General features: G+C 40.3%; 15 protein-coding genes. 2 read left to right on the forward strand and 13 right to left on the reverse strand.

Annotated features, from left to right (window positions below):
• Positions 1-217: 217 nt before the first annotated feature.
• Genes ACVPPQ_RS00005 through ACVPPQ_RS00025 form a run of 5 tightly spaced genes read right to left on the reverse strand, consistent with a single transcriptional unit; the run spans position 218 to position 1,955 of the window.
• Positions 218-529 carry a hypothetical protein gene (locus tag ACVPPQ_RS00005; RefSeq protein ID WP_463494786.1) on the reverse strand — a complete coding sequence of 104 codons (312 nt, stop codon included), beginning with the start codon at positions 527-529 and terminating at the stop codon, positions 218-220.
• Positions 519-989: a competence type IV pilus minor pilin ComGF gene (gene comGF, locus ACVPPQ_RS00010; protein WP_463494788.1), complete on the reverse strand. Its 471-nt coding sequence runs from the start codon at positions 987-989 to the stop codon at positions 519-521. The genes ACVPPQ_RS00005 and comGF overlap by 11 nt, the downstream gene beginning before the upstream one ends.
• Positions 964-1,230 carry a hypothetical protein gene (locus tag ACVPPQ_RS00015; protein WP_463494790.1) on the reverse strand — a complete coding sequence of 89 codons (267 nt, stop codon included), beginning with the start codon at positions 1,228-1,230 and terminating at the stop codon, positions 964-966. Before ACVPPQ_RS00015 ends, comGF begins: the two co-directional genes overlap by 26 nt.
• 34 nt (positions 1,231-1,264) lie before the next feature.
• A complete protein-coding gene (locus tag ACVPPQ_RS00020) occupies positions 1,265-1,714 on the reverse strand; it encodes a hypothetical protein (protein ID WP_463494792.1) in 450 nt (149 codons plus the stop codon).
• Positions 1,686-1,955, reverse strand: a complete 270-nt coding sequence (locus tag ACVPPQ_RS00025; protein ID WP_463494794.1) for a competence protein ComGC — start codon at positions 1,953-1,955, stop codon at positions 1,686-1,688. Before ACVPPQ_RS00025 ends, ACVPPQ_RS00020 begins: the two co-directional genes overlap by 29 nt.
• A gap of 53 nt (positions 1,956-2,008) precedes the next feature.
• Between ACVPPQ_RS00025 and ACVPPQ_RS00030 the strand changes: the two genes are divergently transcribed.
• Both ACVPPQ_RS00030 and ACVPPQ_RS00035 read left to right on the forward strand, forming a co-directional pair.
• Positions 2,009-2,410 carry a homing endonuclease associated repeat-containing protein gene (locus ACVPPQ_RS00030; RefSeq protein ID WP_463494796.1) on the forward strand — a complete coding sequence of 134 codons (402 nt, stop codon included), beginning with the start codon at positions 2,009-2,011 and terminating at the stop codon, positions 2,408-2,410.
• 555 nt (positions 2,411-2,965) lie between these two features.
• A complete protein-coding gene (locus ACVPPQ_RS00035; protein ID WP_463494798.1) occupies positions 2,966-3,175 on the forward strand; it encodes a DUF378 domain-containing protein in 210 nt (69 codons plus the stop codon).
• Between the two features lie 145 nt (positions 3,176-3,320).
• Here ACVPPQ_RS00035 and ACVPPQ_RS00040 read toward each other — a convergent pair whose 3' ends face one another.
• Genes ACVPPQ_RS00040 through ACVPPQ_RS00075 form a run of 8 tightly spaced genes read right to left on the reverse strand, consistent with a single transcriptional unit; the run spans position 3,321 to position 15,495 of the window.
• Complete coding sequence (locus ACVPPQ_RS00040; RefSeq protein WP_463494800.1) at positions 3,321-4,229, reverse strand: N-acetylmuramoyl-L-alanine amidase; 909 nt, start codon at positions 4,227-4,229, stop codon at positions 3,321-3,323.
• Positions 4,213-4,434: a phage holin gene (locus ACVPPQ_RS00045; protein ID WP_463494802.1), complete on the reverse strand. Its 222-nt coding sequence runs from the start codon at positions 4,432-4,434 to the stop codon at positions 4,213-4,215. The genes ACVPPQ_RS00040 and ACVPPQ_RS00045 overlap by 17 nt, the downstream gene beginning before the upstream one ends.
• A 3-nt stretch (positions 4,435-4,437) precedes the next feature.
• Entirely contained in the window at positions 4,438-4,695 is a 258-nt protein-coding gene (locus ACVPPQ_RS00050; RefSeq protein ID WP_101377852.1) for a hemolysin XhlA family protein, read from the reverse strand.
• An 18-nt stretch (positions 4,696-4,713) separates the two neighbouring features.
• Positions 4,714-4,941: a hypothetical protein gene (locus ACVPPQ_RS00055; protein ID WP_463494804.1), complete on the reverse strand. Its 228-nt coding sequence runs from the start codon at positions 4,939-4,941 to the stop codon at positions 4,714-4,716.
• Positions 4,941-5,390 carry a DUF1617 family protein gene (locus ACVPPQ_RS00060; RefSeq protein ID WP_463494806.1) on the reverse strand — a complete coding sequence of 150 codons (450 nt, stop codon included), beginning with the start codon at positions 5,388-5,390 and terminating at the stop codon, positions 4,941-4,943. Before ACVPPQ_RS00060 ends, ACVPPQ_RS00055 begins: the two co-directional genes overlap by 1 nt.
• On the reverse strand, positions 5,387-10,267 hold the full coding sequence (locus ACVPPQ_RS00065) for a gp58-like family protein (RefSeq protein ID WP_463494808.1): 4,881 nt from the start codon (positions 10,265-10,267) through the stop codon (positions 5,387-5,389). Before ACVPPQ_RS00065 ends, ACVPPQ_RS00060 begins: the two co-directional genes overlap by 4 nt.
• Before the next feature lie 11 nt (positions 10,268-10,278).
• Positions 10,279-10,638, reverse strand: coding sequence for a DUF6711 family protein (locus tag ACVPPQ_RS00070; protein ID WP_463494810.1), 360 nt, complete (start codon positions 10,636-10,638; stop codon positions 10,279-10,281).
• A 15-nt stretch (positions 10,639-10,653) separates the two neighbouring features.
• Positions 10,654-15,495: a phage tail protein gene (locus tag ACVPPQ_RS00075; RefSeq protein ID WP_463494812.1), complete on the reverse strand. Its 4,842-nt coding sequence runs from the start codon at positions 15,493-15,495 to the stop codon at positions 10,654-10,656.
• Positions 15,496-15,503: the final 8 nt, after the last annotated feature.

Below are 15,503 nucleotides of genomic sequence, written 5' to 3' on the forward strand. Positions count from 1 at the left end.
TGCATCCAAATAAGTTGTTTCCAAATTCTGTTCAATTAATGTTGTTGTCTGATCCAATTGATCAAACAAACTTTCTACAGCACTCTTAGGCAAAATAGCCACCTCTATTCATTAGATTCCTGTTATATTTTAGCGGTAATCCAACGGCAAAGCAAGTAATACAGATGGTTATATTAAGTAGTATAGTCGATAGTAAGCGCTTTATCAAATAGTATTTTTATTTCGACTCTGTTTCACCCCTCAATCGAAACTGTTTTTGATAACCACTGTCTAACAGGACGGTAATTTGTCGGGTTTGCCAATTAATTCGAGTTGTCCCAAGCGTTGTCTTTAACCCTTTTATCCGCTTTTTTTTCGCCATTGATTGCGTTAAATTTGCTAAGCTCTGCGCTTGATAATAATGCGTTAGCCGGGTGTATGTCAATACTTGCTGACGATAACTACGCGTAACGATTAATAATAAGGCTGCCGTCACACTCAAAAGCAAAACCGCATTTAATAAGGCGATTGCCGGCCGTTTATTGCGCATAGGCCTTCTCTAAATAACAGCGGTGTTGATAAACCTTCCCGTTTTGAAACGTGCCTTTCAACTTCAAATTAGGTTCATCGTAGTCAAATTGAATCTGCTTAAGTTGCCCGATTAACGGCATATACCCTTCGGCTTGACTGACAACAACTAGTTCCTGTTTCACTTTTTTTAGGTGATAGATATTATCCGGTTCCTGCTTTTTAAAGATCATTTTGATTTGATCTTCATCCGTTTTAAATTTAACAAACTGGGATTGCTCTAAAAAACGATCCAGCTGGACCATCCCAATTTGCCAGTTAATATTTTGTTGTTCGCTGTTGGCCAACTTTGTCATCTGACCTAATAACCGTGTACTGACCAATAATAATTCTGTACAAAGAATCAAAACGACTAATGAAACAATCATTTCAATTAGTGTAAAAGCCGGCCTAGTCTTAGTCACTTGTCCAATGTATTTCAATTACGTCACCTGTCTTCTTCTCTTGAATACGAATCCAATCATTTTCTCGTGCACATTGATACCATTTTGAATGATATTGCCAATCCGTAGCAACGCTTTGTCCGGATGCCAATTGAACGGTCGCTAGTTTTAACACGGCATTAAGATCAGCTTGATTGCGCCGTTGCAGTAAGCTTTGGCGCTGTTGTTGTAAACAGGTCGTTAAAACCACACTATTGACCAGTAAAAGTGTCAACGCCACGATATGTTCTAATAAAATAAAGGCTCTCTGCTTTTTAAACGTGTAGCATCCCCCACATCATTTGAATTTTATACTCATATCGATGCTGATCAATTAGCGAATTAAACGTCAAAGTGTGCGGTTTGACACCCCGATTATGATCTAGTTTTAATTTATGCCATTGACCAGCGTTTAATTTTAACGTCTTCGGAATCGTTAACTGGCAACTATATTGTTTTTGACGGGTCACACTAAAACGAATCCAATAATGTTCTGGATCCATTTTAATCACGACACTATCTGATTCAGTCGCTAAATATTGACGCATCGATTGCCAAGTTGTTTCAAATTCTTGAAAAAACAAACGTTCCGCTTGCCGCGCTTGAAATTGCTGATACTGTTGAACCGGCAACCAGGTTAAACCAACGACTATCGTGAGTACGACACACGTTTCAATTAAGGTAAACGCCCTATTCTTATGGTTTAGATTGACTAACAATCCCATTTTTGATGACAATCCCCCGATCTTTGGCATGTTCCACTTGCGCATCTGATAAAAAATCCTTCTCACGTAAATCGGCCATCGTTGGATTACCTTTGCCCTCCTCCTTCGCAAGTTCGACCTGGGTTTGAATGGTCGTGACCAAAGCCGTATCCGTTTTTTGTTCCGCCCGATTTTTTTGTTGCATTAAATTAGGGGCAATCAACAATATCAGCAATGCAATAATCGCTAAGACAATCACCATTTCAATGGCAGTCCACGAATATTTTCATTATTAAACGATTGGAATGGTCAATAATGTCCGAAAGTACAAAAGGCTTCAACAACTGGATGATTAAGGGGAAATATACCCAACAAACTTTTATAGAAGAAATAAAAAAACGATATGCAGAAACTGGAATTATCCCCACTCAAAGATCGTTTAACACACATGCAAGCTACTATTTGTTTGGAAGTTGGACCGATGCAATAATAATGGCCGGACTTGAACCTGTTCAACTTAAAGGTGATACGCCTATCGTTCGACAATACGTTATACACGAGATTCAACAAATAGCAATTAAAAATAAAAAAATACCCACCCGGATGGATTATCCAAGGTGGGCAAAGGCTATTAAACTATTTGGATCATGGGACAACGTCCTAACGGAGGCTAAAATCGAAAATCGTTTGTTTGTTGATGGGAAACAGATTGATTAACGTAATATTATTTGAGGTGATAGAAATGGAAGTTTTGCAGATTGAATCGCTCGGATTATTTATTGAGTTATCTGGACCGTCTATTAATATAGAAGGAACAAATAAATTCACTTTAGAATTCAAGAATGAGATACTAGCGAATTTTTGGTTCGATAGCCTCGTTACTCAAATGGAATCTCTTGAAGAGTTTACTCGGTAATATAAGTGGATAATAAAAAAACAGCTCTAACCCACCGATTAAGTGAGTTAGGGCTTTTTATTTTAACGTGGTCCGATAATTGTTAACGTCTTGTTTTTTGTGTAATTCTGTCAATTTATTCTTAATTTAAATTCAAAAAAAGCCCCCATCCGTAAGGATGAAGGCTAACCATTAAACTTTTGGGGGAGTTTATTGGAATACCTTAATTGTACCTTATTGCTAATTAAACAACAATATACGTACGTTAAATTTTCCACTCAAAATCATTCATATTCTAGAAACAATCACTATAAGCAATTATATTGTTCCATCTCTCTGAGGATGTTATTTTAAAGTTAGTAAAGGAGGTGTTAAGTATGAAAACTATAGACAACATTGCTCTTACTTTGTTAATCGTTGGCGGTTTAAACTGGTTACTAGTCGGCCTATTCAAATTCGATTTAGTCGCTATGTTATTCGGCGGACAAGCAGCTATTATTTCTCGTATTGTATACGTCCTTGTTGGGCTTAGCGCAATTTACTGTATTAAGTTATTCGGCAATATTAATATCGGAACTCATCAATAATATTATCTACTGCCCTCAAACGAGGGCTTTTTGTATGATTCCTAAATATTACAAAATACATACTTATTTTTAAGCAAATGCCGACAAAGCAACACTTCGACGGCGTTATAGGTAACTTACAACTTTACCAGCATTTTTATAAGTGTTATCTAAATGTCCCCCAAGCGACTGAGCCTTGGCGTACTGGAATGTAAACTTGCATGCCTTTAAATGTTTGATGAATCCAAACCAAGTTACCGATACGTTTATAGCTATCGTATTTCCAAGCACCATAAGGTTTCAAATATTCGCCACGAGTGTTGTAAACAGAAGCACCACCAACACGATCCATGATTTCGGTATCGCCATTAATAAACGTGCCAATTTCAGGTGTGAAACCGGCAGGAATGTTTGACGTTGATGGCTTAGTCGGTTCGGTTGGTTTAACTGGTGTGGTTACCGAGCTGCCACTGCCATTTTCTGGCAATCCTGTCTTCAAATCTTGCGCTAACTTAGCTTTTGTAACGCCGAACCGTGCTAGATAACCGTAAGGATCACTGTGGTTACCCCATAGATTATTCGTCACCCAAAGATGCGTTTTGATGCCGTTGCCTGAACCATCAAGCGTTAGTGGGATACCGTATTTCAACGCGCTGTTGCGGGCTAGATTAACATAAGCTGCATAATCTTTGGCAAACTGATTCGCGTCCCATGTATGGGCTAATTCAATTTGAACCGGCGAACTGGCATTAGCAACTGATCCGGCACCCCATGCCTGATAGCCTTCTGCACCACCAGAATAAACCTTACCGCCGTCACCAACATAATACTGCACATAGGATTGTGTAGACAGCCAAGCACGTTTTAAATAACTGGCGTTTTCCCACGCTTTTGATTCGGTACCGACATCATGCAGAATTACATAGTTATTAGTCGTTTTATACGACGATCCTTCATTGGCACCTAATTGATATGTGTTGTCGATCGAATAGGCTTGCGCCCCGCCAATCATAGTTGTTGATGCAAATAAAATAGCCGCCCCAAAGGCGACCACTAGTTTATTTAATTTTTTCATTTGAATCTCCCTTCGTGGTGTCGTAGATGACGCCGACTAAGCCTAAGATTGTGAGCACCGTGTTGACGATGCCCTGAATCTGGCCGGCCATGTCGTTGCTGAATTCAAAGCCGAACACTTTAGCAATCTGCTGAATCAGTACAATCAACAGCGCTGTGAGTGATGTCCATAAAACTTTTGAATGCCAATCTACTTTTTTAATCATTAATTACCCTCCTATTAATTTTTCAAATAAAAAAAGACCAATCGGGATCAAGATAGCTGTAATAGCTGTCCTTTGAGTCCACTTAGATCTATCATTTAAATCTTCAATATCTTTTTGATTTTCTTTAGCAATCGAATAGGCCTTACTAGCTTTGATTGCCGTTGAATCAAGATTGCTAGTGTTTTCTTCGACGCGGGCTAACCGCTCCCGAATGTCAATTAGCATCTCTGTTACGTTTAAATCATCCTTATCGTTGCTCAAACCATGCTATTCCTCCTTCTATTCTTTAACCGCCGTAGCCTTAGCCAGTTTCTTCCGCGCAATCGTTGTAATGTCCTTCATAGTTAAATTATCAAAGGTTTGCCCACTAGTTAAGTCTTCAGGCGTTACTTGAATGTTGGCGTTTAAATAGTCCGCACCTTCATTGCCCGACAAACTAACCGTAATAGATGTGGTATTTCCCTCCCCGTCGAAATTATAAGTTAAAGCTGTCTTTTTAATATTCATTATTTTGTTTCCTCCGTTTCATTTTCGAATGCTGATTCTAGTTGGTCCATTAATAAATCATACGCCGCCGCATCTTGATTGCTAAATTCGGTTGGATAGTCAGCGATGTCATCATAGAGTGCCTTCATTTTTTCGTTGTATTCTGTAAACTCAATAACCGCAGACTCATTATCAATTTCATTGATAGCAGCATTTGCTTCACCAGTTTTCTCCTCAATCAGAACAACCGACCCCGGAGTGTCGCCTTCTACGCTGTTGCCAGCTTCATCTTTCTTGATGAACGGTTCAAGCACATCCTTTCGCTCTTCGACATATTCATCATTTTTTGCTGAAATCAACTTGATTAGTTTAGTGCGACCGCGACTAGCCTTATTTTTAAGACTTAAAGTCCCTAAAAAGTTGCCGATTGCTGCTAGTTCTCCGTTTTTAAATGTAAGTGTTTTTGTCATGCTGTTTCTGCCTCCAATTGTTGTTTTAGTGTTTCAACTTCATTTTTTAATTTAGCAATTACTGGGATTAAAGCCGGCCCGATACGGTCATAATTAATCCCTTCAAGTTCGCCATCTGCCCCACGGACAACCAGCATTTCAAGCCCAGCATCAGCCAAATCTTCGGCGATCATACCAAAATTGCGCGTCGGTTTAATCTGATTAACTGGATCATCTCGATAACGTTTAGTCTCGGCAATATCAGTCCATGTTGCTGTTGGTAGATTTAACAGCTTATCGCCGTAATCTGATTTATTCGTACGTACGATGTCAGTCTTATATTTAGATGCTGATGTAGACCGGACTAGCGCGCCGTCTGCGGAAATGCGTAAATTTGCTGAAGCACTGGCCGTCTGCCAGTAAGCAGATGGTATGTGTACATACTCTGCGTATAAAGAAATTCGAGATCCAGGATCACTAGTAGTCATATAACTACCATCCGTTGTTGTCCCAACGGCAATAAAAGGCGACTGCGTCAATAGATTCATAAAGAATCTATTGCCAGAACTAATTATTGTTGGGCCAACACTTCCTATTTCTAGATGTTTTTTGTCAATTGCAATCCCAGATTCATTAACTGACGAGAACATTGCTAATGGATTGTAACCTGGTGTCCCAATCGTCACGCCTTCTGTTCCTTTAATAGCTAAGCCGTTAACAGTGAAGATATTGGCGTTGTATTCAAGCGACCCATATTTAGGCGGGTTGCGAATGCCGTTCAACCAGCCGTTATTTAAAACAAGCTTGCCATCTTCAAAATAAAAACCACTTTTGTACTGGTTGGTAACCGCCATTGTACCCTGGCTGATATCGATGTTTAGATTGCCATTGGTTGACCTAATAGCGCCTTTTTGAAATAAAATCTCACCGCTGTTCAAATTAATGGATAGATTGGCGCCCTTAATAGTCCCAGTCGTGATGTTATTAGCATTGAGGTTAATCACATTAACGTTAGCAGCATTAAGCGTGCCGGCTGTAATCTTATCGGCTTTAATGTCTGCAATCATCGCATCTTTAATCACCGCGTTATCAATTGACGTTTGCCCCGTGATGTGGACTTTTTGACCAGCAATTAAGATGCTTTCAGGGCTGATGTTGATTTGGTTGACTACGTCGCCTTTTTGAACACGTAAGTTAATGTCATTGGACAGTTGCGTGATTTGAGATGCAGATATACCACTATCTGTGTATGGCGCAACCGTAGGCCCAAAGTTCATCATTGGTTTTGAATACATGGCATGGGCTGATGCAACGCCATAAAAAGCGACTTGATATGCAATAGAAACATATTTAAACGGCTTAGTTGGTTTAGCATTTAAGTTGGCTAAGGTGCGCCAACCGCTTTGAGCTCCTGTTATCTCGTTTGAACTAAAGTATTCAACACGACCACTGGTTAAGTCCGCAAATGTTTCAATCGTGAAAAAGAATCGAACATCTCCCGTAACCTCATACGTACGAATATTAACACTTGCCGAAATTGGTTGTGATAAGTCGCCGCTATAAGGCATGCGTTTGCTGATGGCCGTTTTAAACGTTGTTGTTCCGGACGTACCTACGTTGTTTAAATTAATACCCAAGGCTGTCACACCATCTTTGGCTGAGACGTCATTGTTCGACATATAATAGACTTCACTAAGCCACCACCCGTCTGCACTGCTTCCAGCAAAGCCCGGATTATAGACGTAGTTAGGGGTCCCCAGTTGGCTAACCGTACTAGTGATTTGATTAGCCAGTTGCGTGACTTGCGACTGGTCAGCCTTATTCTGTACTGTGCCTTGGATGCCGTTTACGGTTAATTGCAGTTGACTAAATTCAACTTCGCTAGCGTTGTCTTCGTTAGCCTGCTTCCAATCACTTACAACCTTGCCTTTTTCAATCTGATAACGACTAATATCGGCTTTTTTATCCTGTGACCCAAACCATTGACCTGAGTTTGAATAAATTAAAACTGAAGTCCAGTCATTATTTATGGAATCCAAGTTAACTTTTGCGACTACGCGCCCAGTTTTCGATACGGTAAAATCACCCATAGCTCTATTATTTGCAGTTGATTTTGGGTCAGCAAAACCAACTGTAACCGATGTTGGGACATGACCTTCTAGTCCACTAATATCAAAACTTACAACCCAATCACCGTCGGCTTTGCCAATCAAGCTAGGTATCGAAGCGTACCAGCTAGGCACGGAAATGCCGTTGCTTTCAGTATGCCAGATACCCGTAATATGAATTGGCACATTGGAGCCTTTTATATAATTCCGTGAACCAATTTGCGTATTATCCAGATTGGTCTGTACCTTCGACACGCTCAGATTAATCTGGTCAGCAGTGGACTTAATCTGCGACTGTGTCCACGTTTGCGTGGCATAGCCATTAAGATCCTTCTGCTCAATTTTCTTGGAAATATCAAATTGCATACCGTCAACAGTTTGAGAAAGCTTGGAGAGAGCAGTAACCGTAGCATTATCAGCTGGATTAGGGCACCAATCAGTAGCTATACTTCCTTTTTCCAACTTCATGTGATGGAACGTTACTTTGTTTCCGTGCGTATTTCCAGAATTACCTGCATAAACTAATAAATCAGTATATCCATCTTTAGGCTTTACCAATCCTGATATTTTGCCCTCAACAATAGGAAACGTGGTATAAGAGTCAATATCAGCTATTCCAGTAGTTGGATTATACGAACGAACATCAATAGAAGTAGCTGTTCCCACAACAGATACCTCGGAACTAAAGGTGTATACATATCCCGCAATTAGACCATCATATACAGGCCAATATTTCCAACCTTGAGAGGTATTAGACGAGTCATCTATAATTAAATCACTACTAGTACCTGTTAATAGGTTTGTACCCACAGCACTGTTTTGAACCTGTGTTTGAACAGTCGTCATGGTGCTGTTAAGTTCGGTGGCAGTCTGTTTAAGTTGACTAATGTCGTTCTTATTAGTCGTATTATCAGTTGTTAACGTATTAAACCCGGTAGTCAATTCTTTAGAGGTGGCTTGCAAGGTACCAATATCAGTGGTTTGCTTACCGAGAGTATTGTTAACTGTTGTAAACTGACTCTTAAACCCACTGGAATCAACTTTCAGGTCATTAATACTGGTTGTCTGACCGTCGACAGTACTCTTGATACTGGACATGGTGCCGTTAATTCCGTCAGCAGTCATTTTAATCTGATTTTGAGTCCATGTCTGGGTGGCGTATCCATCTAAATCAGTCTTGGTCAACTTAACAGCCAATCCACTCTCTAACTCAGCAATGGTCATAGTCGAACCATCTGTTAACGTCTTATAACTCTGGCTAACTGCTCCAGCAATTTGCTTAGCATCTTTAGAGTCAGCTGCGGCGGACGATGCTTGGATTACTGCAGCACTAGCGTCACTTTGAGCATCAAGTGCACTATTTAAAGCACCCGTAGCATCTTTTTGAGCTGCCGCCGCATCTGATTTAGCTTGTGTCGCCGTGTCGTTGGCAAACCCAGCTTTGGCCACAGCATCATTGGCAGCGGCTACTGATTCGTTAGCCGTTTTTTTGGATTCTTCGGCTTCTTTTTGAGCAGCATCGGCAGCCTTTTGAGCATCAGTAGCAGGTTTGGTAGACGTTAGAAACTCCCATTTGCCATCCTTATAAATCCACTCCTCAGTATCAGGCCCAACATGCTTATACCAAAGGTCTCCCTCTTTAGGAAAGAGTGGTTTCTGGTCTTCAGTTCCTTCATAGATATGATTACCCTCAGCGCCTTCACGACCACCAATTTCGTTAACAATATTGCTCATAGATCCACCATAACTATAGGTTACAGATGAATTAGTAGACGTTTCAGCTTTTGAACTAGCGGTTAACCCACCGTTAAAAGTGAGCGTGTAAGACATGTTCGGCACCTTAAACTCATTGCCCTGCATGTCTTCTAGCGTTAACCAATCACCTGCTTCAACGGCGGGATTTCCATTCCAATTCAATGTGAACGGATAGTAGTTAGTAAACTTGAGCGATTCATACATCCGATCAAGAACATCCTGGGTCATAACATTGTTGGCCAACTTTATTTGAGATCCGGAGCTTGAGCCACTCTGTAATACTGTTGTTTTAGATGTCTCATTACCGTTCTCATCTTTGCTTGTTGTCACAACCGTACAACTAATCCCGTTCAACTTAAAAAAGGTCTCGTTTTTAACAAGGCCTTTTAGGAAGTATTGACTTGGGTCAATTTTAAATTCGCTATCAACAAGCGTTCTAATATCAAGGTAGCCATCACGATCAAACAATGCAAATCCCATTGCAAATTGTGCAATAATCCCAATCGCATCACGGTAGGAATAACCAATCGGTTCATTGATAGATTGGTTAGGCAATCTTGCAAAACTTGTATCGTTAACTCTAACGCCAGCCATATTAGCAATTTCTACGGCAACTGATTTAATAGTAGCCGGATAACTCAGCTTTGATTTATACGCTCCGCCGAGCATCACCATTCGATCCATACATTCAATGGTTGTTGAGTTGTTGTTGCGGTCCATCTGAATCTTATCATCAATAATGAATGTGCCCATCTTGACGTATTCAGTTGTCCCATCAGCTTTAACAATGCCGAACTCTAGCAATACTTCATCTAGTTGTTTCAAACCTTCAACTAAGTGACTAAAAGTAATTTTTGCCGAGTTCATATAGGTTGAGCCAATAGAAAACTGCTCACCGGTCATTGCGCCCGAATCGTAATTAATACTAGTTAAATCATCACTATCGTAAACGGTCTTTCCAATCGTGACACGTGCACGAAGCTCTCTATCCGGCGCTGCAAACGCTGAATTAAACGCGTCACTTACTTTCAGCATATAATCCCTCCTTACTTCTCAACAAAATCAAAAGACAACCCCTTCCATTCAATCCGTGAAAACTGAGCGTTCCATGAATAAGTCGGCGCCGTTCGGTCGCCAACATAAAAGGTTCGTGTAGCTATTTTTCCATCTTGTGGATCAGGATAGGTTACAGAAACGAATACCGGGGACACAGCTTGAAAAATAGCAGCAGATTCAGCCATAGAACAAGGCCCCCATGAAACTTGTAGCTTTCGTTTCACAGCGACCCTATCTCGGTTCATATTACCCTTTGCATTTCTTGTTGTATTGCCATCAATATCCTGAATTGCTACCTGAAAAGACTGCGGCGCTTTAACCGCTGTCCCACCAATTTTTAAATATGACACGAATATCAATCCCTCCTAAATATTTAACGGAATCTTACCAGTCCGCTTAATTTCTTTATTAATCACCTTAATAACAGTTCTACCCAAAACATCGTCATTAAGTTCTAGAATAAGCGGTTGTTCAACAGTTGCCTGCTGGTTACCACTATCATTATTAGTTAATAACGATGCAATAATTGATAGCGCATTGCTAGCGCCCACACCACCAGATTGACTATTACTATTGTTTGATAAATCAAAATTATTTGAAAAGTTGTCCTCTTTCGATAACACTTCAGGCAATTGAAGTTGACCAAAGCCCATCATCTCTGATGCTTGTTGCATCAATTCCCAAGCACGAGATCTATTGGTTAAAGGCAACACCATTTCTTGATTATTGCCTTCGCCCATTTCATAAAGCCCATGTTTAAAAATTGGTCCGCCATTAGCATAGCCGTGGCCGCGTCCAATAACGCCTAGCATATCAGAGCCATAGCGACCCTTAGCGTAATGAATTGCCGCTAGTGCATTATCGTAACCTTTTAGGATATTCCCGTGACCAGGGAACTTATTAGCTCTAAAGGTTGGCGGAATAACCTGCAATAGACCTTGAGCAAGGTTACCCGTCTTGTTATTAATATCTCCGATATCACCTTGAATAGCATGCTCGTTACCGCCTGATTCAGTTTGAACTTGGCGTAACCAAGCGTTAGTATAAGCTCCGTTAGTAGGCAAGCCGTTCTTGGATAGTGACTTACGAATTACACCTGCCCATCTCTTGATACCACTACCACTGGGTTCAGGAGAAAACTCTTCTAGGGCCTTTTTGACCATGTTTAAAGCACCATCTTTAATCTTGCCCACACTGCCAGTTGCAACATCTAATGCAGGATGTTCCAAACCGGTGTATTTTGTAAATTTATTAACAGCATAATCGATCACCCTACTAGGATGAGTCACATCGTCAAATATACTTTCAGCAGTATCAACAACGGAACTCCAAGCGCCGCCAAGACCGCTGAAAAGGTTACTCATATCAGGTATATGAATTTCAGGGAAGCTAAAATCACCGATACCAAAAGCGTAATGAGGTATGTTACTTTGCGTTAACTTAGCCGTGTTAGAAGCGTTCATAATTTTAGTACCAGCTGGCATATCGGCAATGAAGTTTCTTTGTTGTGGGAATAATCCCGTTTTACCATTAGGAAGTTGATAAGCCTCTCGGTATAAAGAACCTTGTTGATCATTAACCAAAGCTGGTCCACCTCTATGAGTACCACCCGTTGCAAAATTCGGTACTGACCAATGATGCAATTCTTTTGCTGCACCAGAAGCCCCAACATGTTTAAGTATCCACTTAACACCGTCAATGACACCATTAACCGCTGATCCAATTGTATTTAAAATTGCATTGGCTATTCCTCCAGCTGCATCTTTAACTCCTCGAATACCATTCTTTAACCCTGTAGCCATTCGGCCGCCTAAACCACCAGCCCATCCAGAGACTTTATCAAAAGCGTCACTAGCAGTAGTTTTTACAGCATCGAAATAGGGGCCTGTATGTTGTTTCATGATAGACCAAGCATCCAAAGCTTTGTCCTTGGCTAATTTTGCTTTGTCTGATACTGAAGACTTAATACTTTCAAACTTATCTGCAGCTGATTTTCTAATATTTTCAAAATGAGTTCCTGCGGAATCTTTTAAATCTCCGAAATGCTTTTTAGCTTTTGTAAAAGCCTCTTTGGCTTTATCGCTTATAGCATCTTTAACGTTCCCCCATATTTTTGATGTCGAGCTAGATATGGAATCCCAATGAGTAGCTACATATTTAGCGAACAGAATAAATGGTGCTGCAGGTCCTGTAAACATAAGAATTAATATGTCAACGCCCCATTTTTTAAGGAACGTTGTTATAGCACCCCATACCTTTTCGGTTGCAACTTTAATGCCATCCCATTTCTCGCCAATCCACTTGCCAAGTTGACCAGCCTTCTCTTTAACTGTATCCCAGTTTTTCCAAAGAAGAACACCGGCAGCTATTACAGTACCAATAACAGCAACAACCGCAATAAACGGAAGTGATATTCCGCCGATTATAGGCGCTAAAAACGTAATTGCTGTTTGTACTAGTCCGACAGCCGATGACAACTCTTTAAATACTTTAATGAATTCAACAATATTCTTTAAAGTTTTCACGATATCTAACGCTTTTTTCGCAGCTACAAAAGCTGTTACAAATGAACCAAGAATAATCACGAAATCCGCGAAACCTTTAGAGTGTTTATTGATTAAATCGCCAAGTGTTGAAAAAACATTACCTAAATCCTTGATTATTCCAACAACTGCCCCACCAGTCCATTGTGCAAGTGGTTTTAGAAAACTGTTAAATAACCATGCCCCTAAAGGTTTAAGAGCGTTGATTACCGAGTTGATTAACTTTATAGCACCTGATAAGGCGTCTAAAAAAGCAGGTATTAACTGAGTTATCGTAAACCCGGCTAAAGGAAGCAATACGTTTTTATAGAACCAAAGTAGCCCGTCGCCGATATTCTTGGTCAATGGCTGGAGTGCCTTTAATAAACCATCAATTGAGTTTAGAAGTGGTCTAAAATCTAACGTCTTTGCCCAATCAGCAGTCGCGCCGGCCAACTTATTAATTGTCCCAAGAACAATATTGATAATGCCTAAAATACCCGAGAATATTGATTTTCCAACATTGCCAGCATTCCACGCTTTATTAAATTGATCAGCTAAATTACCAATTGTCCTAAAGATATTAGTGAAAATATCTAACAGGTTCGCCGCTATTGCTTGTCCTGTACCATCATTCCATGCTGCACGGAATGAGGTTGCAATTGAATGTAATAGATTAAGAATAGAATTAAACATATTAAACAATGTTTGAATTAAGTTAGTGCCGCGACCACCGTCATTCCAAGCGTCTTTAAATGCTTTAGCGACATCGCCAATAATATTGAACACATCGGATAATAGTTTAAGGATGTTTCCAATAAATACTGCACCGGTACCGTTCGTCCATACTTCCATGAACGATTTACCGATTGATTTAATCAATCCGTCTACTTCGCGCAAAGCATATTTCCAAGCATCAATAACAGATTTACCATATTTATCCCATGCCTCTTGGACTGGTTTAAATAGGCCAGCAAGAATCTTTTTAAACTCATTAGCAGCTGCAATCGCACCACCAAATTGCGTACCGTCAGGAATATTAAAGTTAGTTCCCGGATTATCATCTAATGAATCAGCGGATTGTAGTGGTTGTTTATCCGCCTTTTGCTTATCGTAAGAGTAATCCTGATCATCATCTGCGGACGACAAAGTATTGATTTCATCGAAACCCATTAAAGCGCCCTTTAATTCTTGAGCTTTCTTTTTGGTTTCTTGCATTTGCTTCCGTGCGGCTTCGTTGGCTGCAGAAGCGGATTCAGCAGCTTTTTTATTAGCCGCGGTGATTTGCTTGTTAGTTTCTTTAACTTGACTAGCGGCTGTCTTAGAAGCGCTTGTCGTATCGTTAATTGCTCTAACCTGATTGTATAGCCCTGACGCACCTTGTTTAGCAGCGCCATAACTCATCCCGAATAAGGACGATGTGAACTGAGCAATCCAACTTGTCGCTTTTGATAGGGCGCTCATTAACGAATTAATTGCCGGTAATGCTGCAGTGTAAATCGGGTAAAACGCCGTCAACAGATTAACTTTAATCTGATTAAACGATGCAGCAAATTGTGCATTTGTCATTAACGCACTACCTAATCCAGATGCCAACATCATCACACCTTGGAAAAGCAACGTAAAGACAATTAATTGTGAAGCCAACATACGCATTGTTCCGCTTAAACCAGACATCGCACCCTTACTTTTGTTAGCAGCAGAAGAAACCTTATTTAGATTATTAGCACCATTTCCAAACATCGAGAATTTACTAGACAGCTCACTTAAATGACCTTTCATCGAACTAAAATTACCATTTGTTCGTTTAGTCACCACTGCTGACTTATCTAGCTCGGTATTCAGCTTACCGATTGCTCCCTTTAGCGCTGCACTTCTGTCCTCAACCTTAGCGTAAGTAGCGCCTAAAGAATCATTTTGTGAGATTAACTTAGCTACTTTAGCTTCCTGTTGCGCTGCTTGATCGCCAATTTTTGAAGACTTTGCTGTTGGTTTAGAAGTAAAACCGTCTGTAAAGTTACCAACTGGCGCCTCAGCATTTGCTTGGTCAGCCTTAAGTGATTTAATACTAGCCTTTAATCGATTAATTGAAGCTTCATTTTGATCCATCGTTTGAGCAATCTTAGCTAAAGATGCTGGGACTGCATCAAACTCCGACTGCATTTCTGCAGCAAGAGCTTTAGCTTGATTCTGATAACGTGTCATACGTGCTTCGGCCGACGCAATTTGAGAATCAAACTTTTGTGCATCTAGCGGATTACCACTTGAAGCAACGGTAGCTTGCTTATTCTTCAAAAACGTTGCTTTTTGTTGAATTGCCCTAGCCTGTTCCATCTTAGAGTTTACGTTGTTGACTAATTGATCAGCTTCTTTGCCAACTCTAACTCTTGAATTCGACATACCTTTTACTAAACCATCGCCCGTTTTATTCATCGATGATTCAGCATTTTTAGTCATGCTATCAAATTGTTTCGACATATTGTCGTTAATTTTTTTGACTTCATCAATTAACTTATTACTACCCTTGCTAATATCCATGGACTTTTCAGTCTTATCCATTGAAGCACCAGTAATTTGTTCGACTTTGCTAAATGCCTTTTCAAAAGCTGGATAGATTTTTTCAAGCTGTTCATTAATCCGGCTTAAATTGGCATCAATATAGACCTCAAGCGTTTCTAACTCCATTTACTCAC

Source organism: Latilactobacillus parafuchuensis (assembly GCF_055271665.1).